Here is an 18,430-nt window from a genome sequence, read left to right on the forward strand (position 1 = left end):
GAAAGATCGCCGGTATCATTTTCCGGTGTATGGGGGAGCAATCATACCCAGAGTGGGGTAGAAGGATATTATCCCTGGTCAACTCAGGGATAATATCCTTCGAATGAAAATAAGAGGTTAACGGGCGTCGCTGTCTGAATCGGCGCTGCGGGTATAGGTAATTTTGAAGGTGTCGTTAGCACAGTGGCCGACAACCTGGGCACCGGGCTGATCGGGTTGATCGTTGGGCACGATCGCTAAAGTAAAGCCTGAGGCCGGCACGCCGTTATTGACGATCTTTTGTTGAATATCGTTCTTCACGCGTTCGCAGGAATCGGGCGCGGCCAGCGCTGAGGTTGAACCCAGCAGCAGCGCGGCGCATAGCCAGAAAGAGCGTTTCATCATAGACTCCTTATTAATGTTATCCAGATTTAAGCATAGCAGAACTGGTGTAAACAATTGTATTTGCTAATATGATTGCAATGTATACAAAAGGGATTCGGCGTGAAAAAACGGTTATTGCTGATATCGGCGGTGATGGTGCTCAGCGCCTGCGATGCGCAGAAGAAGCCAGAAGCATTTACGCCGGAAATGGCGAGTTTTTCCAATGAGTTCGAGTTCGATCCGCTGCGTGGTCCGGTGAAAGATTTTAGCCAGACGCTGCTCGACGAACACGATGAGGTGGTAAAACGGGTGAGCGCGAGCCTCTCGAGGGAGGGCTGTTTTGATCTGCTGGACCTGGAGGACCGGGAAAATAATACCGGCGCGACGCTGATGCTGGATGCCAACTTCTATCTTGACGCCCGCACCCGTGAGAAACGCCTGCGCCTGCAGGGAAAATGCCAGCTCGCGGAACTGCCGTCGGCCGGCATTATCTGGGAGACGGATGATAACGGCTTTGTGGTGGCCGCGCGTGGCAAAGAGACGACTGCCACCTATCAGTATGACAGCGAGGGTTATCCGACCGGTAAAACCACCGTGGCGAAAAATGAGCGTTTTACGGTGATCTCCACGCCGGCGAAGGATCCACGTAAAAAGCTGGACTACACGGCGACCAGCACCTTCAACGATCGTCAGTTGGGGAACGTGCGTCAAACCTGTGACTACGATAGCCACGATAATCCGGTTGATTGCCAGCTGCAGGTGGTCGATGAAAGCGTCCAGCCGCCGCTGACCCGTCGTTATACCATCAAAAACAGTATCGAATATTACTGAGCCGTGGGCTTCAGCAGCGACTGTCCCTGAGTGCGATGTTCGCTAATATACTGGTGCTGGAACAGGCACATACGAATGGTGTTGCGGTATTCGCCGTTGATGAAAAATTCATGAATCAGCTCCCCCTCTACCATAAACCCAAGCTTGCGGTAGATGTGGATGGCTTTTTCATTTTCGCTGTCGACGATGAGATACAGTTTATACAGATTGAGAACGGTAAAACCGTAGTCCATCGCCAGCTTCGCGGCGCGTGTCGCCAGACCTTTTCCCTGATAATCCGGTGAAATGATGATTTGAAATTCGGCGCGGCGATGGACGTGGTTGATCTCAACCAGTTCCACCAGCCCGGCTTTTTCACTATTACATTCGATAACAAACCGGCGTTCGCTCTGATCGTGAATGTGTTTATCGTAAAGGTCGGAGAGCTCAACAAAAGCTTCGTAGGGCTCTTCGAACCAGTAGCGCATCACGCTGGCATTGTTATCGAGCTGGTGGACAAAACGTAAGTCTTCACGCTCGAGCGGACGAAGTTTGATTGAGTATGCGTCGGTCATGGCTGTTCCTGTCGATAAAAGCTAAATATCGCGCCCGCGGGCGCCATGGATGCGTGACGGATTAAGGTGCAATAGCGCGACCGGTGCGGCGGTCGAGGCAGCGCAGGGTGTTCGGTTCCCAGTACGCGTTGACGTTCGTGCTTTTCTGGCAGTTGTCCTGCGCATCAAAAGCGACGTCAGCCTTGTCCCACTCTTTTTCGGTGCGGGTGTTGACCTTGTGACGCAAAGAGCGGGTGTCGTTCCACTGCTCTTTTTCCATGGCGGCCTGCTGGCGGCTTTGTGCGCTATCGCCGGATTCAATCACCAGCTTGCTGGTTTGCGCGAAAGACGATGCGGTAAAGAGTACGGCGCTCAGCGCCAGCATAGCCGTCAGGCAGTAACGTGTGTTCTGTGTCATTTTCATCACGATTTCCTTTGAGTGATAAAAAGGGGAAGCCCCTGCAATCTGCAGGCAGTTTACTACATCTCTTTTCGCCGGCATACCCGACAAAAGAGTGTGGAAGAGGCAGATTATTGCGTAAAATGGGCCAACAACCTGCTCTCTTTACGTGTCTTTAATGTTCAAAACAACGCTGCTTTTCTTCGCCACCGCGCTCTGTGAAATTCTCGGATGTTATTTACCCTGGCTATGGTTAAAACGCGGCGCAACGCCGCTGCTGTTAATTCCGGCAGGTCTGGCGCTGATGATGTTTGTCTGGTTGCTGACGCTGCATCCGGCAGCAAGCGGGCGGGTTTATGCCGCTTATGGCGGCGTGTATGTCTGCACCGCGCTGCTGTGGCTGCGTTTTGTCGATGGCGTTAAGCTTAGCCATTATGACTGGGCAGGGGCGCTGATTGCGCTGTGCGGCATGTTGATTATTGTCGCTGGCTGGGGACGCGCTTAACGCGCGTTCTTCTGTGATCGTTCACGCTAATTTTAACCTTTATTCTTGTATGGTAGTCGGCTTGTTGTCTTACTGTTAAATGCATATCGTCAATTACAGTAAGGAACAACTATGGCTATCCAGACTCTCGCCAGCCAGACTGGCGCCAAACCGGCTCGCATTCGCCGGGTACAGAATGTGACGCTGGTGCTTCTGTTTATCGCTGGCATCGTCAACTTCCTCGATCGTTCGTCGTTAAGCGTCGCGGGAGAGGCTATTCGCGGTGATTTGGGGCTGAGTGCGACCGAGTTCGGTGTGCTGCTGTCGGCGTTTTCACTATCCTATGGTTTCGCTCAACTACCTTCAGGCATGCTGTTGGACCGCTTTGGCCCGCGCATTGTGCTCGGGGCCGGACTCATCTTTTGGTCATTAATGCAGGCACTGACCGGGATGGTGAACTCATTCAGCCATTTTATTCTCCTGCGTATTGGTCTTGGCATTGGCGAAGCCCCGTTTATGCCCGCGGGCGTTAAATCGATCAACGACTGGTATGTTCAGAAAGAGCGCGGAACGGCTGTGGGGATCTTTAACTCATCGACGGTATTAGGGCAGGCGATTGCGCCGCCAGCGCTGGTGCTGATGCAGATTGCCTGGGGCTGGCGGACGATGTTCGTGGTTATTGGTCTGGCGGGTATTGTGGTGGGTCTGTGCTGGTATGCCTGGTATCGCAACCGGGCGCAGTTTGATCTGCAGCAGGATGAGCGGCTCTACCTTGCGGCGCCGGTGCAGGCGCGTCCGACGCTGAATTTTAGCGAGTGGCTGGGGCTGTTTAAACGCCGGACGACCTGGGGCATGATTCTGGGTTTTTCGGGCGTGAACTATACCGGCTGGCTGTATATTGCCTGGCTGCCGGGATACCTTCAGGCGCAGCAGGGACTCAGTCTTGCAAAAACGGGGTGGGTGGCGGCCATTCCTTTCCTGGCCGCTGCCGTTGGCATGTGGGTTAATGGTATTGTCGTCGATGCCCTGGCGCGCCGGGGATATGATCTGGCGAAGACACGCAAAACCGCGATTGTTGTTGGTCTGCTGCTTTCCGCGCTGGGCACGCTGCTGGTGGTGCAGTCCTCATCGCCGGCTCAGGCCGTGGCTTTTATCTCGATGGCGCTGTTCTGCGTTCATTTTGCCGGAACCTCGGCGTGGGGGCTGGTACAGGTGCTGGTCAGTGAGCAGAAAGTTGCCTCGGTGGCGGCGATTCAGAATTTCGGCAGTTTCGTTTTTGCCTCTTTTGCCCCGGTCGTTACCGGTTGGGTCGTCGACACCACCCACTCATTCAATCTTGCGCTGGTCATTGCCGCCTGTGTGACTTTTACCGGCGCACTTTGCTACTTCTTCATTGTAAAAGACCCTATTCATTAGCCTACAGAAGCGGCGCTCAGCGCCGCTTCACCTCGTCTGAAGAATGTGACCGAACGCGTCTTTTTCTAATTTCATACTTGTATGGTAGTAGGTCTGATGCTTTAATTTTGATCACTTATCGTCAGAATGGAAGGAAACAGAGATGAAGATCGTTGCCGCTGAAGTTTTCGTCACTTGCCCCGGACGTAACTTTGTCACCCTTAAAATCACCACCGATGACGGGGTTGTCGGGCTGGGGGATGCGACGCTGAACGGACGTGAGCTCTCCGTGGCATCGTATCTGCAGGATCATCTCTGTCCGCAGCTTATTGGCCGCGATGCGCACCGCATTGAAGACATCTGGCAGTTTTTCTACAAAGGAGCGTACTGGCGCCGTGGGCCGGTCACCATGTCGGCTATTTCTGCCGTCGATATGGCGCTGTGGGATATAAAAGCGAAAGCGGCGGGGATGCCTTTGTATCAGCTGTTGGGCGGTGCATCGCGAGAAGGCGTGATGGTTTACTGCCACACCACCGGGCACTCCATCGATGAAGTACTGGAGGACTATGCCCGCCACCAGGAGATGGGCTTTAAGGCCATTCGCGTGCAGTGCGGCGTTCCGGGTATGAAAACGACCTATGGAATGGCGAAGGGTAAAGGCCAGGCGTACGAGCCGGCGACCAAGGGCCAGTGGCCGGAAGAGCAGCTGTGGTCAACGGAGAAATATCTGGATTTTACGCCGCAGCTGTTTGCCGCCGTGCGTGAAAAGTTTGGCTTTAACGAGCATCTGCTGCACGACATGCATCATCGGCTGACGCCCATTGAAGCGGCTCGCTTTGGTAAAAGCATCGAAGAGTATCGCCTGTTCTGGATGGAAGATCCTACCCCGGCAGAGAACCAGGCGTGCTTCCGCCTGATTCGCCAGCACACCGTGACGCCCATTGCCGTCGGTGAAGTCTTCAACAGCATCTGGGATTGCAAGCAGCTGATTGAAGAACAGCTGATCGACTATATCCGCACCACTATCACCCATGCTGGCGGGATTACCGGCATGCGCCGCATTGCCGATTTTGCTTCGCTTTATCAGGTCCGTACCGGTTCGCACGGGCCATCCGACCTGTCGCCGATCTGCATGGCTGCGGCGCTTCATTTTGACCTGTGGGTGCCGAACTTCGGCGTCCAGGAATATATGGGTTATTCCGGGCAGATGCTGGAGGTTTTCCCACACAGCTGGACCTTTGACAACGGCTATATGCATCCAGGAGAAAAGCCGGGGTTGGGTATCGAGTTTGATGAAAAACGGGCAGCAAAATACCCGTATGAGCCCGCCTGTCTGCCGGTAGCCAGACTGGACGACGGCACCTTATGGAACTGGTAAGGAGATAAAAATGAAAAGCATCGTGATACGACAACCCAATGAGCTGAAGGTGGAAGAGAGAGACAGGCCGGAACCTGCGCCTGGAGAAGTGCGGGTAAAAGTTAAGCTGGCGGGGATTTGCGGTTCCGATAGCCATATCTACCGCGGGCATAATCCTTTTGCTCAATACCCTCGCGTTATTGGCCATGAATTCTACGGCATCATCGATGCCGTTGGCGATGGGGTGCTGGACAGGAAGGTCGGCCAGCGGGTGAGCGTTGACCCGGTGATTAGCTGTGGTCATTGCTATCCGTGCTCAGTGGGCAAACCCAACGTCTGCACTTCTCTGGTGGTTCTGGGGGTCCACCGGGATGGCGGTTTTAGCGAATATGTGGTTGTGCCTGCTCAAAATTGCTGGTTAGTGCCGGATACGGTACCCGATCGGCACGCGGTGATGGTTGAGCCTTTCACCATTGCTGCCAACGTCACCGGACAGGTTAAACCGACGGCACAGGACATCGCGCTGGTATTCGGCGCCGGGCCGATGGGCTTAACTACGATTCAGGTGCTGAAGCGGGTCTATCGGGTTAAGCAAGTGATTGTGACTGACCAGATCGACGAACGCCTGCAAATGGCGAAGCGCAATGGTGCCGACTGGACGATCAACAACGGTCAAACGTCATTAGCGGAATGCCTGCAGGATAAAGGCATTAAACCGACGCTGATTATTGATGCGGCCTGTCATCCGTCAATTTTTCAGGAGGCCGTGACGCTGGCCTCTCCGGCGGCCAGAATTGTGCTCATGGGATTCTCAACGGAACCCTCGCAGGTTGCCCAGCAGGGTATTACCGGTAAAGAACTGTCTATATTTTCATCGCGGCTGAATGCGCATAAATTCCCCATTGTATTGGCGTGGTTAGAGCAAGGGTTAATTGATCCTGAAACTCTCATTACTCATGTTTTTGACTATCAGAATATTATCGACGCTATCGAAACTTTTGAAAAAGACAGAAAGAGCTGTTGTAAGGTTTTACTGACCTTTTGACTCTAATAATAAATGCAGGCTCGACTTCTAACAATTAGAGAAAATAATGATGACTACAGTAAATAATGAGAGAACAACGGCCGATCTCATCCGTGCGGCTGTGTCTGGGTGGTTAGGGACCGCTCTGGAGTTTATGGACTTTCAACTCTATTCTTTAGGGGCTGCGCTGGTTTTTCATGAAATCTTTTTTCCTGAGCAATCAGCCGCAATGGCGCTTATTCTGGCGATGGGGACCTATGGCGCGGGATATATTGCGCGAATAGTCGGTGCTTTTATCTTTGGCCGGATGGGTGACAAAATCGGACGTAAACGCGTTCTCTTTATCACTATTACGATGATGGGCATTTGTACCACCCTGATTGGGGTGTTGCCTACCTATGCGCAGGTTGGCATTTTTGCGCCAGTGTTACTGGTGACTTTACGTATTGTCCAGGGGCTGGGCGCCGGGGCTGAAATCTCCGGAGCAGGTACCATGTTGGCCGAATATGCGCCGAAGGGGAAACGCGGCATCATTTCGTCGCTGGTCGCAATGGGGACCAACTGCGGCACGCTGAGCGCAACGGCTATCTGGGCGATAATGTTTTTCCTGCTTGACCGGGAGGAGCTGGTGGCATGGGGATGGCGAATCCCGTTCCTTGCCAGCGCCGTGGTGATGATATTCGCTATCTGGCTGCGGCTGAACCTTAAAGAAAGTCCGGTATTTGAACAGGTCAACGAGGGAGGCGAGCTGCAAACCGGCGCGGCGGAGCGGGAGACTACTTTTGGCGCGATGCTGAAAAGTAAATCCTTCTGGCTGGCAACCGGGTTACGTTTCGGTCAGGCGGGTAACTCAGGTTTATTGCAGACGTTCCTGGCCGGCTATTTGGTACAGACCTTATTATTTGATAAAGCTATTCCAACCGATGCTTTAATGATTAGTTCCGGCATCGGTTTTATCACCATCCCTCTCCTCGGGTGGTTATCCGATAAAATCGGTCGCCGTGTCCCTTATATTATCGTGAATATCACCGCCATTATACTGGCCTATCCGATGGTCTCGATCATTGTTGATAAGAGCCACAGCGTCGGCGCAATTATGGCGTCGTTGATTGTCATCCATAATATTGCTGTGCTGGGTCTGTTTGCGCTTGAAAATATCACCATGGCGGAAATTTTCGGTTCGCGTAACCGCTTTACGCGAATGGCGATTTCAAAAGAAACCGGTGGTTTAGTTGCCGTAGGCTTTGGTCCGGTACTGGCCGGTATTTTCTGTAATATGACGGAGTCATGGTGGCCGATCGTTGCCATGCTTATCTGCTACTCGTCTATTGGCTTGCTCTCCGCTCTCCTTATGCCAGAAGTGCGGGACCGCGATCTCAGCTTGCTGGACGATGCGGCAGACGCCGTTCCTCAACATCGCGAGGTGAGAAGCGGTCAGTTAACCTGAACCGTTGACAGACCGACGTGCAAACTGGCCGGGTGCGGAACCCGGCTTTTTATTTCCTCTATTCACCCGTAGTGAAACAGACTGTGAATGGCAAAATCTTCTTGTATGGTAGTTGATGGAAATCAAAGATGTCATACCAATTGCATGAGATGGTTTACCTCACAGAGGCATTCTCCTCGAGAATGGTTGATTAGTAATCATAAAAATGAGAGTCACCATGGAAAACACGCTTTTAACAGCCAAGGCAACGCTTCCTTCCTACGATCGCAGCAAACTGGTTTCGCGCATTGTCCATCTCGGTTTTGGCGCATTCCATCGCGCGCACCAGGCGGTCTATGCCGATATTCTGGCGGCAGAACAGGGCAGCGATTGGGGCTACACCGAAGTTAACCTGATTGGCGGCGAGCAGCAGATTGCCGATCTGCAGAAACAGGATCTCCTGTATACCGTTGCCGAAATGTCGGCGGATGCCTGGACGGCCCGCGTGGTCGGCGTGGTTAAACAAGCCATGCATGCAGAGGTCGATGGCCTTGAAAGTGTGCTGGCGAAGATGTGTGAGCCTCAGGTGGCCATTGTATCCCTGACGATTACCGAAAAAGGCTATTGCCACTCGCCGTCCACCGGCGAGATACAGCTGGAGCATCCGCTGATCGCGGCGGATATTCTGAATCCGCACCAGCCGAAATCTGCGCCGGGCGTTATCGTTGAAGCCCTGGCGCGGCGCAAAGCTGCAGGCTTGCCGGCATTCAGCGTGATGTCCTGCGATAATATGCCGGAGAACGGTCATGTCACGCGCAATGTGGTTTGTGCCCTGGCGCGCGCAATTGACGGCGATCTCGCCGACTGGATTGCGCAACAGGTGACCTTCCCGTCGACGATGGTTGATCGCATTGTGCCGGCGGTGACGGCCGACACGCTGGATAAAATTGAGCAGTTGACCGGCGTGCGCGATCCGGCGGGCGTTGCCTGTGAGCCGTTCCGTCAGTGGGTCATTGAAGACAACTTTGTGGCGGGTCGCCCGGCGTGGGAACTCGCGGGGGCCGAACTGGTCGCTGACGTCGTACCTTTTGAAGAGATGAAACTGCGTATGCTCAACGGCAGCCACTCTTTCCTCGCCTATCTGGGATATCTGGCCGGCTATCAGCATATCAATGACTGTATGCAGGATCAGAATTACCGCCGTGCGGCGCGCAGCTTAATGCTCAGCGAACAGGCGCCGACGTTGAAAGTCCAGGGCGTTGATCTGGAACGTTACGCCGGGCTTCTCATCGACCGTTACAGCAACCCGGCACTGAAGCACCGCACCTGGCAGATTGCGATGGACGGCAGCCAGAAACTGCCGCAGCGGATGCTGGATTCCGTGCGCTGGCATCTCGCGCAGCGTACCGACTTCAGCCTGCTGGCGATGGGGATCGCGGGCTGGATGTGCTATGTCGGCGGCGTTGATGAGCAGGGACAGGCGATTGAGATCTGCGATCCGCTGCTGCCGGTGATTCAGCAGGCGGTCCAGAACAGCGCTGAGGGGCCGGAACGGGTGAAAGCGTTGCTGGGTATCGAAGCCATCTTTGGCCGCGATTTGCCGCAGAACGGTCGTTTTGTCGATGCCGTAACGAGCGCCTGGCTGTCGTTGAAAGCGCGGGGCGCGAAGGCGACCGTTGCGGCCTGGGCCCAGACTCACTAGCGGCACCCGTCCCGCTCGACCTTGTGGAACAATATTAAGACACCCATCCGGGTGTCTTAATTTTTGCAATCACGTTCGTTAACATCCTGGCAGGGCGTTTTCTTCGGCGGTAAAAATATTTATTGTGGCTTTTATACAAATATTGATCGAGAACATTGAATATACATAACTTTAGCTATCCAGAGCTAACTATATATAATTGATGTTTATTTTAATGAATATGCCAGATTACAGGGTTATTAGTTGTGTGGGACTGAAAATAAATATGTCATGATGTGCGCAGTGAAATTAAGTACTTCGGAAAAAGGAGCTGCATATGTACAAGAAAATTCTCTTGCCGGTCGATGTATTTGAAATGGATTTGAGTGATAAAGCGGTTCGTCATGCTGAGTTCCTGGCGTCGGCTGAAGAGGGCGAAATTACGTTATTAAACGTATTGCCAAACAGCAGTCGTTCCGTTTTACGCGGCTTCGCTGCGGATATTCAGAAATTCGAAACCTTTATGAAAGCAGAGTCAGAAAAGAAAATGCAGACGCTGTCCCGTCTGTTCTCGATTCCGGCTGAGCGGATTCATACCCGGGTAGTATTTGGCAATGTCCGCGATGAAATACTGGCTATCGGCAATGCCGACGAGTTTGACGTGATTGTTGTTGGCTCACGCACACCGGGCCTATCCACGCATCTTCTCGGCTCGAACGCCGAATCAATTCTGCGCTACGCAAAAATACCGGTGCTGGTTGTCCGTTAGCGTATTTAGCCATCAGGGCGGCAGCGTTGCTGTTTATTTGGCTGCCGCCGAAATCATTTACTCTTCACTAAACCAGTCGCGATTTTCCTGACGAATTAATAATACCGATTCACTGATTTCATGCAGGTGAATATTCATCGCGGTGCCGACCGCTTCCGCATCACGATTTTCCAGAGCCTGAAAAATTTGATGGTGTTGGCGCAACAGCATCTCCGGCGAGGTAATGTGATCGAGGCTCATGTAGCGGACCCGGTCAATTGTCGCTTTAATATTCTCGACGGTATCCCACGCCAGCTGACAGTCGGCAATCAGCGACAGTTTTTGGTGAAATTCATCATCCAGCTGAAAAAAATCATTTAACTGCTGACGCTCAACCGCAATACGCTGCTGGTTAAGATTTTGCTCAAGCTGATAGATTTGTTCGGCGGTGATCATTCCGGCGGCACGGCGCACCACGGCGCATTCGATAGCCTGGCGAACGAAACATCCGTTGCGCACCTGAGACAGTGAGATCTTATTGACATAGCTGCCGCGCTGCGGGCGAATTTGAATAAGACCATTCTCAGCCAGTTTGATAAAAGCCTCACGCACCGGTTGGCGGGAAACGCTAAAACGCACAGACACTTCTTTCTCAGACAGCGGGGTACCCGGCGGGATCAAACAATGAACGATATCATGGCGAAGGATACGATAAATTTGCTGGTTTACAGGCTGTGTCGGATTAAGTTGCAATTCTGCGGCCATTGATGGTTACTTTTATTGGGGGATATGCGCTATTTTACGCGTTATTTGTCCATTCGCCCATACCCGGCCGCAAAGCGGCCGGGCTGCCGGTTTTAGCCCGCGCGATGGACGCTCAGGCCGGCAAAGCTTTGGCTGACCGGCATCATTTCCAGCGTGTTGATATTGACATGCGCGGGCAGGGTGGCGACCCACCATACCGCTTCGGTCACATCTTCCGCTGTTAATGCCTGGGTATTCTCGTAGGCTTTACTCGCTTTAGCATCGTCGCCTTTAAAACGGACGTTAGAGAACTCAGTACCGCCGACCAGGCCGGGCTCTACATCGGTCACTCGAATGGCTGTACCGTGCAGATCGGTACGCAGGTTCAGGCTGAACTGACGCACAAAGGCTTTGGTCGCGCCGTAGACGTTGCCGCCGGAATAAGGCCAGCTGCCGGCGGTGGAACCGATATTAATAATATGACCGCGGTTACGCTCAACCATACCCGGCAGCACGGCACGGGTCATATAGACCAGCCCTTTGTTGTTGGTGTCGATCATGTCTTCCCAGTCTTCGACGCTGGCTTTGTGCGCCGGCTCAAGGCCCAGCGCCAGACCGGCGTTATTGACCAGCACATCGATGGCCTGCCACTCGGCCGGTAGTCCGGCAATCATCTCTTCAATCGCGGCACGGTTGCGGACATCCAGCTGCGCGGTGTAGAGATTCGCGCCCAGCTCATCCTGCAACGTTTTCAGGCGCTCTTCGCGACGCCCGGTGGCGATCACCTTGTGACCATTAGCGATAAAACGGCGAGTCATGCTTTCACCAAAACCTGCTGTTGCCCCGGTAATCAGAATAATCATTATCGCTCCTGTCAATGTTCTCATCATGCCCCAGCCGTCTTATGTCGGGGCTTTCCATACCGTCTTGCTTAATATTTTGCGTAAAAACGGTTCGCCGGCGTATTGCTGCGCGCCAAAGGACCCAATCCGGAGAAAAAGATTAAACAATGACGATAACCGCTCGTTACCAGCACTGTAGCTACAAAAGAAAAGAGAGTCTACATCCGTGGAACAAGCAATACGTTTCCAAAACAGGTAATTGCGACGGCGAGCGCGGATGAGCGCCTTTCCGCCGGGATAAACATCGCTGTGGCAAGAGTGGGCGAACCGGCGCTGTTGGCTAACGGAAAAGAGGTGGCCGGCTGGTCAGTTATGCGAAACTTGTGGAAAAATAAACAAGAAAGCATTCATGGCATGAATTGATCATCGACGACATTATGGGGATTGTTATTCTGCCGCCACACGACAGAAGAGCACAGGATTGACACCTAAATCCTTGTCGCGCCGGCCCGTTGCGGCGGCGCTTTTTTGCCTGAGGAGGGTTCCGATGAACGAATGGGAAGAAGAAGAGAGCATTCCGACGCACGCCACCATAATCAGCACGGCAATCGATATTCTTGGCGTAACGGGCGCGCTGCTGGTGGCCGGCGTTTTCTTTTTTTTGTTATGACCGCATTCGGGTAGCGCCACTCGCCAGCAGGCGGAAATCATTGCGGTCAATCAATGAGTTGCCTAATCTTACTGGATTACCGAGTCCAGGAGACGATGATGGCCGACAATAACCCCTTTTTGCGCGTCAGTCTGTTGCCTTATCAGGCACCCCAGTTTGATCTGATTGACGATACCCATTACCGACCGGCCTTTGATGAAGGCGTTCGCCGTCAGCGGGAAGAGATTGCCGCGATAGTAAATAATCCGGCGCCGGCGGACTTTGCCAACACGCTGGTCGCGCTCGAGCAGAGCGGGCAGCTGCTGGCGCGCGTTACCCGGGTATTTTTTGCCATGGCCGGGGCGCATACCAACCCGACGATCCAGGCGCTTGATGAGCAATTTTCTGCTGAGCTGGCGGATCTGGGAAATGATATCTGGCTTAACGCGGCGCTATTCGAGCGCGTGAAGCAGGTATGGCAGCAGCGTGACACCTTGCCGCCAGATAGCGAGTCCCGCAGGCTGCTGGTGATCACCTGGCAGCGTTTTACGCTGGCCGGTGCGACCCTGGCCGATGCGCAAAAAACAGAGCTGCGGGCTTTGAATACCCAGGCTGCGGCTTTGCAGAGTCAGTTTCAGCAGCGGCTGCTGGCGGCGGTTAAATCCGGCGGTCTGGTGGTTGACGACCCGGAGCAGTTAGCCGGACTCAGCGATGAAGAGATTGCTGAAGCCGCAGATGCCGCGCGGGAAAAAGGGCTGAGCGATCGCTGGCTGCTGCCTTTGCTGAACACCACCCAGCAACCGGCGTTACTCGCCTTACGCTGCCGCCAGACGCGTGAAAATCTGTTTGCTGCCGGCTGGAAACGCAATCAGAAGGGCGATGCGAATGATACCCGCGAGCTGGTGCTTCGCCTGGCGGAGATTCGCGCCCGGAAAGCGGAACTGCTGGGCGTGGCGGATTACGCCAGCTGGTCGATGGCCGACCAAATGGCGGCAACGCCCGAGGCGGCATTTGCGTTCATGCGTCGGATAGCCCCGGCCGCCCGGGCAAGAGCGGAACGGGAGCTGGCGGATATCCAACGGGTGATTGATGGTGAGGGCGGCGGTTTTAAGGCTGAAGCCTGGGACTGGTTGTATTACGGCGAACAGGTGCGCCGGGCGACATTCGCCATCGATGAAGCCCAGTTAAAACCCTACTTCTCCCTCGACCGCGTTTTAGAGGATGGCGTGTTCTGGACGGCGTCGCAGTTGTTTGGTCTGCGCTTTGTCGAACGGTTTGATATTCCGGTTTATCATCCGGACGTCCGGGTATGGGAAATTTTTGACGCCAACGGGGAAGGTCTGGCGCTGTTTTACGGCGACTACTTCTCGCGGGATTCGAAAAGCGGCGGGGCGTGGATGGATGTCTTCGTTGAACAATCCACGCTGCTCGCCCGGCATCCGGTGATTTACAACGTCTGCAACTACCAGAAACCGAAGGCCGGCCACAGCGCGCTGCTCTCCTGGGATGAGGTCATCACCTTATTCCATGAATTTGGTCACGCGCTGCACGGGCTGTTTGCCAGTCAGCGTTACGCCAGTCTGTCGGGGACCAATACGCCGCGCGATTTTGTTGAGTTTCCGTCGCAGATCTTTGAGCACTGGGCCAGTCAGTCTCAGGTGTTCGCCCACTATGCGCGCCATTATCAGACCGGGGAAGCGATGCCGGATACGCTGCGTGAGCGGATGCTGCGCGCGGCGAAGTTTAATAAGGGCTATGACATGAGCGAGCTGCTGGCGGCGGCGCTGTTGGATATGCACTGGCATAGCCTCTCGTCGGCAGATATTCCGCGCGATGTCGATAGCTTTGAAGCGCTGGCGTTGCGTCAGGAGCAGATGGACCTCGCCGCGGTACCGCCGCGCTACCGTAGCAGCTACTTCTCGCATATCTTCGGCGGCGGCTATGCCGCAGGTTATTACGCCTACCTGTGGACGCAGATGCTGGCCGATGACGGCTATCAGTGGTTCGTGGAGCAGGGCGGGTTAACCCGCGAAAACGGCCAGCGCTTCCGCGAGGCGATTTTGTCCCGCGGTAACAGTACTGATTTAGCAGAACTTTATCGCCAGTGGCGCGGGCACGATCCGAAGATTGAGCCGATGCTGGAAAACCGCGGACTGAGTGCATAGGCTAACCGTGTGTCGGAAACAGAACCGGGCCTGAGGCCCGGTTTTTTGTCCACCTTTTGTACCTCAACATCGCTCATGCATGTCGGCGGTATGGGGAAAATCTTGTCCGCAGGCCGATAGATTCACCCCCGGGGACAATGACATTTTCTCTCTCCGTCACTCCTCGACCATCCACATATCAGCCTCTTCAAACATTTCCTGCACAGCACGGCTGATTTGTTCTTTTTCGTGCTTGCTGGCATCGGTGTTAATTGCCGGTAGCGTCATCATCGGCTTTACACGCACATCAGCATCGGGAAAGATACGGTGAATTCGCTTCGATAGTTCAGCTGCAATCGTCTCTTTCGCCCCGGGAAGGCCCTCAAAGTTCCGTTTGTCATAAATCAGTTCCACAAACATATTTCATCTCTCAGCGTTAATTGTTGGCGCTATTTTTACTGTATTTGCATACAGTATCAAGTTGCGTGGACGACGGGAAGGCTAATAGCGCGATGCAGCGATGGTTTGTTGTGTGTCGCTGGCGAAACCGTCACACGGTTCGTCGCGAAAAGAGCCGCTGATTAAACGTAGCCAGACGTTGGCAAACAGAATCGCCCGGTGTTATCTCTTCTTCATCCTGCAGACCTCTTGCGGCGCTGTCCTTAGTGACGCCCTGCGCTCTGAACGACGTTGTTAAACAACTAAATATTAACTCTTTGTAATTAATATTTTTTTTGCTGTTTATTTGCCCCCGCTTAGACGAGAATATCCTCCCCGATAATGAAATGGCTGAAAAGGATCCGCTATGTTAGAAAAATACTTTCAATTTGATGGCGATAGTGGCGACGCGGCTATCGAGAAACATAAGCGTCTGCTCGCTGTTCAGGCGGCATTAGAAATTTCGAAAGCCGCCGTCTCTTCATCAACCGCGAATTCCGGGATTCGTAGCCAGATGGATTTACGCAATGTGGCTCAGGAAGTCGCTTCCTTAGCCGATGCCATTCAGGATGCGCTCGAAGGTTACGAGGAAAACTAATCCCGGCCATCGCTGCGATCTCTCCGCGTCAGGCCTCGCGTTTGCGAGGCTTTTTTACGTCTGAGGTTTTGTCCGGGGATGTTCCGGATGGCGAGCGATCGCTGACCGGCTAGGGTCTTTTATCGTCTTTGGACCAGTGCCTGACCAGCGTTTCACCGATGGCCGCAATCTGTTTATTGCGCTCATCCATTGAGGCCGGGGTTGCGGTTAAATAAATCACCACGATGCGCGCGGCTTTACCGTCCGGACCGAGAGCGGCGATGATTCCGCGCGAGCCGCGATTGCCGGCTCCGGTCTTATCGGCAATAAACCAGCCCGCCGGCAGCGCAGAGCGCAACAGCGGCCCCGCAACTTTGTCCTCTACCATCCAGCGTTGCAACTGCTGCTGCGAGGCGGGGGAAAGCACGCGGCCGGTCAACAGATTTCGCAGTGTCCTGGCCATCGCTTCCGGAGTCGTCGTATCACGCACATCGCCCGGCCGCGCTTCATTGAGTTCCGTTTCCCACCGGTCGAGTCGCGAAGTCTGGTCGCCGCTGTGGCGCAGGAACGTGGTCAGCCCCTGCGGGCCGCCGAGAGTGGTCAACAGCAGGTTTGCCGCCGTATTATCGCTCAGGGTAATGGCGGCCGCGCACAGTTCGCCCACGGTGAGCCCATCGGCAAGATGCTTCTCCGTCACCGGCGAGTATTCCACCAGATCCTGCTGCCGGTAATGGATACGGCGATCGAGCTGTTCTTCACCGGTATCGACGCGCGACAAGACTGCGCCGCAGAGCAGCACTTTAAAGGTGCTCATCATCGGGAAGCGTTCGCCAGCGCGATAGCCGGACAGCAGTTGGCCGGAAGCTAAATCCAGTTCGGCGTAGCCGACCCGGCCCTGCAGCTGGCTTTCGGCTTGTTTAACCGTCGTCACCGTGGCTTCATGCGCCCAACCGGGGAGCGCCAGGGCGGCTAACAATGGCAGAAGGGCGAATCGATATTGACGCATAGCGGAATGTTTCCCTGCAGGTTGTTGTCCACAAGTCGATCTGGCGGGTTTTGCGGACGTCACGGAAAATAAACAAAAAATAAAGACAAATAAGAGTTATGAAGATTCACAATTTCTCTTTTTTCCTTCATCATCTGCCAGCTTTTACCAGTAATAATCAATGCTTAGCTCACTATATGAAAGAGTTTTTTTCATTCAGGCTGGTATGAACTATAAGAATGTACTGAAGGTTGTATAAATGCTCTACGCCGTCGGCAATCACATATTAACCATTGATCCATCCGGGAGGAACATGGTGGACCCGCTAATTAAGGTCATGCTGGTGGGGGGAAAGGCGGATGGCCTGTTGGTCAGCGTCGCCGGTACCGCGACGGAACTGTCCGTCACCGCCGCGCAGTATGGCGCGAAATCTGGCAATCCGCTGAGCTATCGGATTGTTTCGCAAACGATCGATGATGAGCGCTACTTTTTCGGTGTGTTTAGCGAAACCCATGACGATGCTGACAAGCTCAAACGCGTGGCCCTGACCCGAGGCATGAAAAAGTCTCTCCGCTGAGTGCGTCCTTGCCGGACGATTGACCTTCGTCCGGCCTGACCGTGTTATCATTCCCCTTGTTTGCCACTGCCGCAGCACGGAGTTTTTTCATCGGGAGCACCATGATTCACCATATCCGCATACAAAATTTCAGGTCGGTCAGGGATATCGAACTGGAACTGGGCGCGCTCAATATCGTGTTTGGGCCGAATGGCTGCGGCAAGTCCAACATCTACAAAGCGATTCACCTGTTAACCGCCTCCGCGGACGGCAAGTTCTCAAGCTATATCAGCGAGGAGGGCGGCCTGGAAAATGTGATGTGGTCAGGGCGAACGGCACCGACGGCGCGCCACCCGCGTCGGCTGCAAATTTCCTGTCTGACCGCGGAGTTTGACTATGAGCTCCAGGTGGGTTTCCCGGAAAAGCTGCCTTATCCCACTCAGTTTATGCTCGACCCGATTGTCAAAGAGGAGTCCATCTGGCTGGCGGGATTCTCCCGGCGACCTTCTGCCAGGGTGCTGCAGCGGAAAAACCAGGCCGCGTTCCTGCTCGATGTCAACGGCGAGAAAAATACCTTCACCGACACGATTTATGAAAACGAGTCGATCTTTGGTCAACTGGGCGAGCCGCACCGCTTCCCGGAAGTTTCTCGCGTCCGGGAAACGATGCGCCAGTGGCGTTTCTACCATGAATTTAATATCGGCCGACATTCGGCGCTCCGACATCCGACGGTAGGTTATCGTTCACCGGTCCTCGACAGCGACGGGCATAATCTTGCCGCCGCTTTTCAGACGATTGTCGAAATTGGCGCCGAAGCGCTCCTGCACGAGATTCTGGCCGCCGCTTTTCCGGAGTGCACGTTCTTCTGCGAAAACGAAAACTCGCGTTTCTCGATTAAGATGCGGCGCAACGGGGTGTTTCGCCCGCTGCTGGCGGCGGAAATGTCGGACGGCACGCTGCGTTTTTTATGTCTGGCGGTAGCGCTGTTGAGCCCGCGTCCGCCGGCATTCCTGGCAATTAACGAACCGGAAAACAGCCTGCATCGGCAGATGTTCCCGGCGCTGGCCAGACTGATTGTCGAGGCCTCCCGCTATAGCCAAATCTGGTTGACCAGCCACTCTGCCGAGCTGGCGGCACTTATCTCCTCGCAGGCCGAGAGCCGTCTATATGAGCTGGAAAACAGCGACGGCGAGACGCGAATCAAAGCTGCAGCCGCCGGATAATGGTAGCGGCCCGTCCTGCGTAACGGGCTG

General features: G+C 54.2%; 20 protein-coding genes. 13 read left to right on the forward strand and 7 right to left on the reverse strand.

Annotated elements, in window-relative coordinates; translation table 11 throughout:
- Positions 1 to 117: 117 nt before the first annotated feature.
- Positions 118 to 381 (reverse strand): DUF1161 domain-containing protein, encoded by a 264-nt coding sequence (locus OQV00_RS11960; RefSeq protein ID WP_004862440.1) that lies wholly within the window; start codon positions 379 to 381, stop codon positions 118 to 120.
- Between the two features lie 135 nt (positions 382 to 516).
- On the opposite strand from OQV00_RS11960, the gene OQV00_RS11965 reads away from it, so the two are divergent.
- The gene (locus OQV00_RS11965; RefSeq protein ID WP_054829311.1) at positions 517 to 1,194 is read left to right on the forward strand and encodes a YnfC family lipoprotein; all 678 of its coding nucleotides are present in this window, start codon (positions 517 to 519) and stop codon (positions 1,192 to 1,194) included.
- Here OQV00_RS11965 and speG read toward each other — a convergent pair.
- Together speG and OQV00_RS11975 are read right to left on the reverse strand one after the other, a co-directional pair.
- Positions 1,188 to 1,748: a spermidine N1-acetyltransferase gene (gene speG / locus OQV00_RS11970; RefSeq protein ID WP_088912135.1), complete on the reverse strand. Its 561-nt coding sequence runs from the start codon at positions 1,746 to 1,748 to the stop codon at positions 1,188 to 1,190. The genes OQV00_RS11965 and speG overlap by 7 nt on opposite strands.
- Before the next feature lie 61 nt (positions 1,749 to 1,809).
- Positions 1,810 to 2,151, reverse strand: a complete 342-nt coding sequence (locus tag OQV00_RS11975) for a DUF1283 family protein (RefSeq protein ID WP_004862434.1) — start codon at positions 2,149 to 2,151, stop codon at positions 1,810 to 1,812.
- A 154-nt stretch (positions 2,152 to 2,305) separates the two neighbouring features.
- Here OQV00_RS11975 and OQV00_RS11980 point away from each other — a divergent pair, with 154 nt between their 5' ends.
- The 7 genes from OQV00_RS11980 to OQV00_RS12010 all read left to right on the forward strand — a co-directional run bounded on the left by OQV00_RS11980 (position 2,306) and on the right by OQV00_RS12010 (position 10,263).
- A complete protein-coding gene (locus tag OQV00_RS11980; RefSeq protein WP_004862432.1) occupies positions 2,306 to 2,632 on the forward strand; it encodes a YnfA family protein in 327 nt (108 codons plus the stop codon).
- Between the two features lie 111 nt (positions 2,633 to 2,743).
- Positions 2,744 to 4,027, forward strand: a complete 1,284-nt coding sequence (locus tag OQV00_RS11985; RefSeq protein WP_015584247.1) for an MFS transporter — start codon at positions 2,744 to 2,746, stop codon at positions 4,025 to 4,027.
- Positions 4,028 to 4,169: 142 nt separating this feature from the next.
- Complete coding sequence (gene manD, locus OQV00_RS11990) at positions 4,170 to 5,384, forward strand: D-mannonate dehydratase ManD (RefSeq protein WP_004862427.1); 1,215 nt, start codon at positions 4,170 to 4,172, stop codon at positions 5,382 to 5,384.
- Between the two features lie 10 nt (positions 5,385 to 5,394).
- On the forward strand, positions 5,395 to 6,408 hold the full coding sequence (locus tag OQV00_RS11995) for a Zn-dependent oxidoreductase (RefSeq protein ID WP_015584248.1): 1,014 nt from the start codon (positions 5,395 to 5,397) through the stop codon (positions 6,406 to 6,408).
- 49 nt (positions 6,409 to 6,457) lie between these two features.
- Positions 6,458 to 7,834, forward strand: a complete 1,377-nt coding sequence (locus OQV00_RS12000) for an MFS transporter (RefSeq protein ID WP_127673651.1) — start codon at positions 6,458 to 6,460, stop codon at positions 7,832 to 7,834.
- Positions 7,835 to 8,051: 217 nt separating this feature from the next.
- Positions 8,052 to 9,515, forward strand: coding sequence for a mannitol dehydrogenase family protein (locus OQV00_RS12005; protein WP_004862419.1), 1,464 nt, complete (start codon positions 8,052 to 8,054; stop codon positions 9,513 to 9,515).
- Positions 9,516 to 9,831: 316 nt separating this feature from the next.
- The gene (locus tag OQV00_RS12010) at positions 9,832 to 10,263 is read left to right on the forward strand and encodes a universal stress protein (protein WP_015584251.1); all 432 of its coding nucleotides are present in this window, start codon (positions 9,832 to 9,834) and stop codon (positions 10,261 to 10,263) included.
- 57 nt (positions 10,264 to 10,320) lie between these two features.
- On the opposite strand, the gene OQV00_RS12015 is transcribed toward OQV00_RS12010, so the two are convergent.
- Entirely contained in the window at positions 10,321 to 11,007 is a 687-nt protein-coding gene (locus OQV00_RS12015) for a GntR family transcriptional regulator (RefSeq protein ID WP_004862416.1), read from the reverse strand.
- 92 nt (positions 11,008 to 11,099) lie between these two features.
- Positions 11,100 to 11,849, reverse strand: a complete 750-nt coding sequence (gene ydfG, locus OQV00_RS12020) for a bifunctional NADP-dependent 3-hydroxy acid dehydrogenase/3-hydroxypropionate dehydrogenase YdfG (protein ID WP_004862414.1) — start codon at positions 11,847 to 11,849, stop codon at positions 11,100 to 11,102.
- 526 nt (positions 11,850 to 12,375) lie between these two features.
- On the opposite strand from ydfG, the gene OQV00_RS12025 reads away from it, so the two are divergent.
- Both OQV00_RS12025 and dcp read left to right on the forward strand, forming a co-directional pair.
- A complete protein-coding gene (locus OQV00_RS12025; protein ID WP_004862412.1) occupies positions 12,376 to 12,498 on the forward strand; it encodes a hypothetical protein in 123 nt (40 codons plus the stop codon).
- Positions 12,499 to 12,596: 98 nt separating this feature from the next.
- Positions 12,597 to 14,642, forward strand: coding sequence for a peptidyl-dipeptidase Dcp (gene dcp, locus OQV00_RS12030; RefSeq protein ID WP_118842292.1), 2,046 nt, complete (start codon positions 12,597 to 12,599; stop codon positions 14,640 to 14,642).
- Between the two features lie 156 nt (positions 14,643 to 14,798).
- On the opposite strand, the gene OQV00_RS12035 is transcribed toward dcp, so the two are convergent.
- The gene (locus OQV00_RS12035; protein WP_004862406.1) at positions 14,799 to 15,041 is read right to left on the reverse strand and encodes a DinI family protein; all 243 of its coding nucleotides are present in this window, start codon (positions 15,039 to 15,041) and stop codon (positions 14,799 to 14,801) included.
- A gap of 385 nt (positions 15,042 to 15,426) precedes the next feature.
- Between OQV00_RS12035 and OQV00_RS12040 the strand changes: the two genes are divergently transcribed.
- Entirely contained in the window at positions 15,427 to 15,657 is a 231-nt protein-coding gene (locus OQV00_RS12040; RefSeq protein WP_004862401.1) for a hypothetical protein, read from the forward strand.
- A 109-nt stretch (positions 15,658 to 15,766) separates the two neighbouring features.
- On the opposite strand, the gene OQV00_RS12045 is transcribed toward OQV00_RS12040, so the two are convergent.
- A complete protein-coding gene (locus OQV00_RS12045; RefSeq protein ID WP_004862397.1) occupies positions 15,767 to 16,642 on the reverse strand; it encodes a broad-spectrum class A beta-lactamase ORN-1 in 876 nt (291 codons plus the stop codon).
- 292 nt (positions 16,643 to 16,934) lie between these two features.
- Between OQV00_RS12045 and OQV00_RS12050 the strand changes: the two genes are divergently transcribed.
- A complete protein-coding gene (locus tag OQV00_RS12050) occupies positions 16,935 to 17,198 on the forward strand; it encodes a hypothetical protein (protein ID WP_015584254.1) in 264 nt (87 codons plus the stop codon).
- Positions 17,199 to 17,299: 101 nt separating this feature from the next.
- Complete coding sequence (locus OQV00_RS12055) at positions 17,300 to 18,400, forward strand: AAA family ATPase (RefSeq protein ID WP_032717509.1); 1,101 nt, start codon at positions 17,300 to 17,302, stop codon at positions 18,398 to 18,400.
- Positions 18,401 to 18,430: the final 30 nt, after the last annotated feature.

It is taken from the genome of Klebsiella sp. DY2415, assembly GCF_026314315.1.
Lineage (GTDB): Bacteria > Pseudomonadota > Gammaproteobacteria > Enterobacterales > Enterobacteriaceae > Klebsiella > Klebsiella ornithinolytica.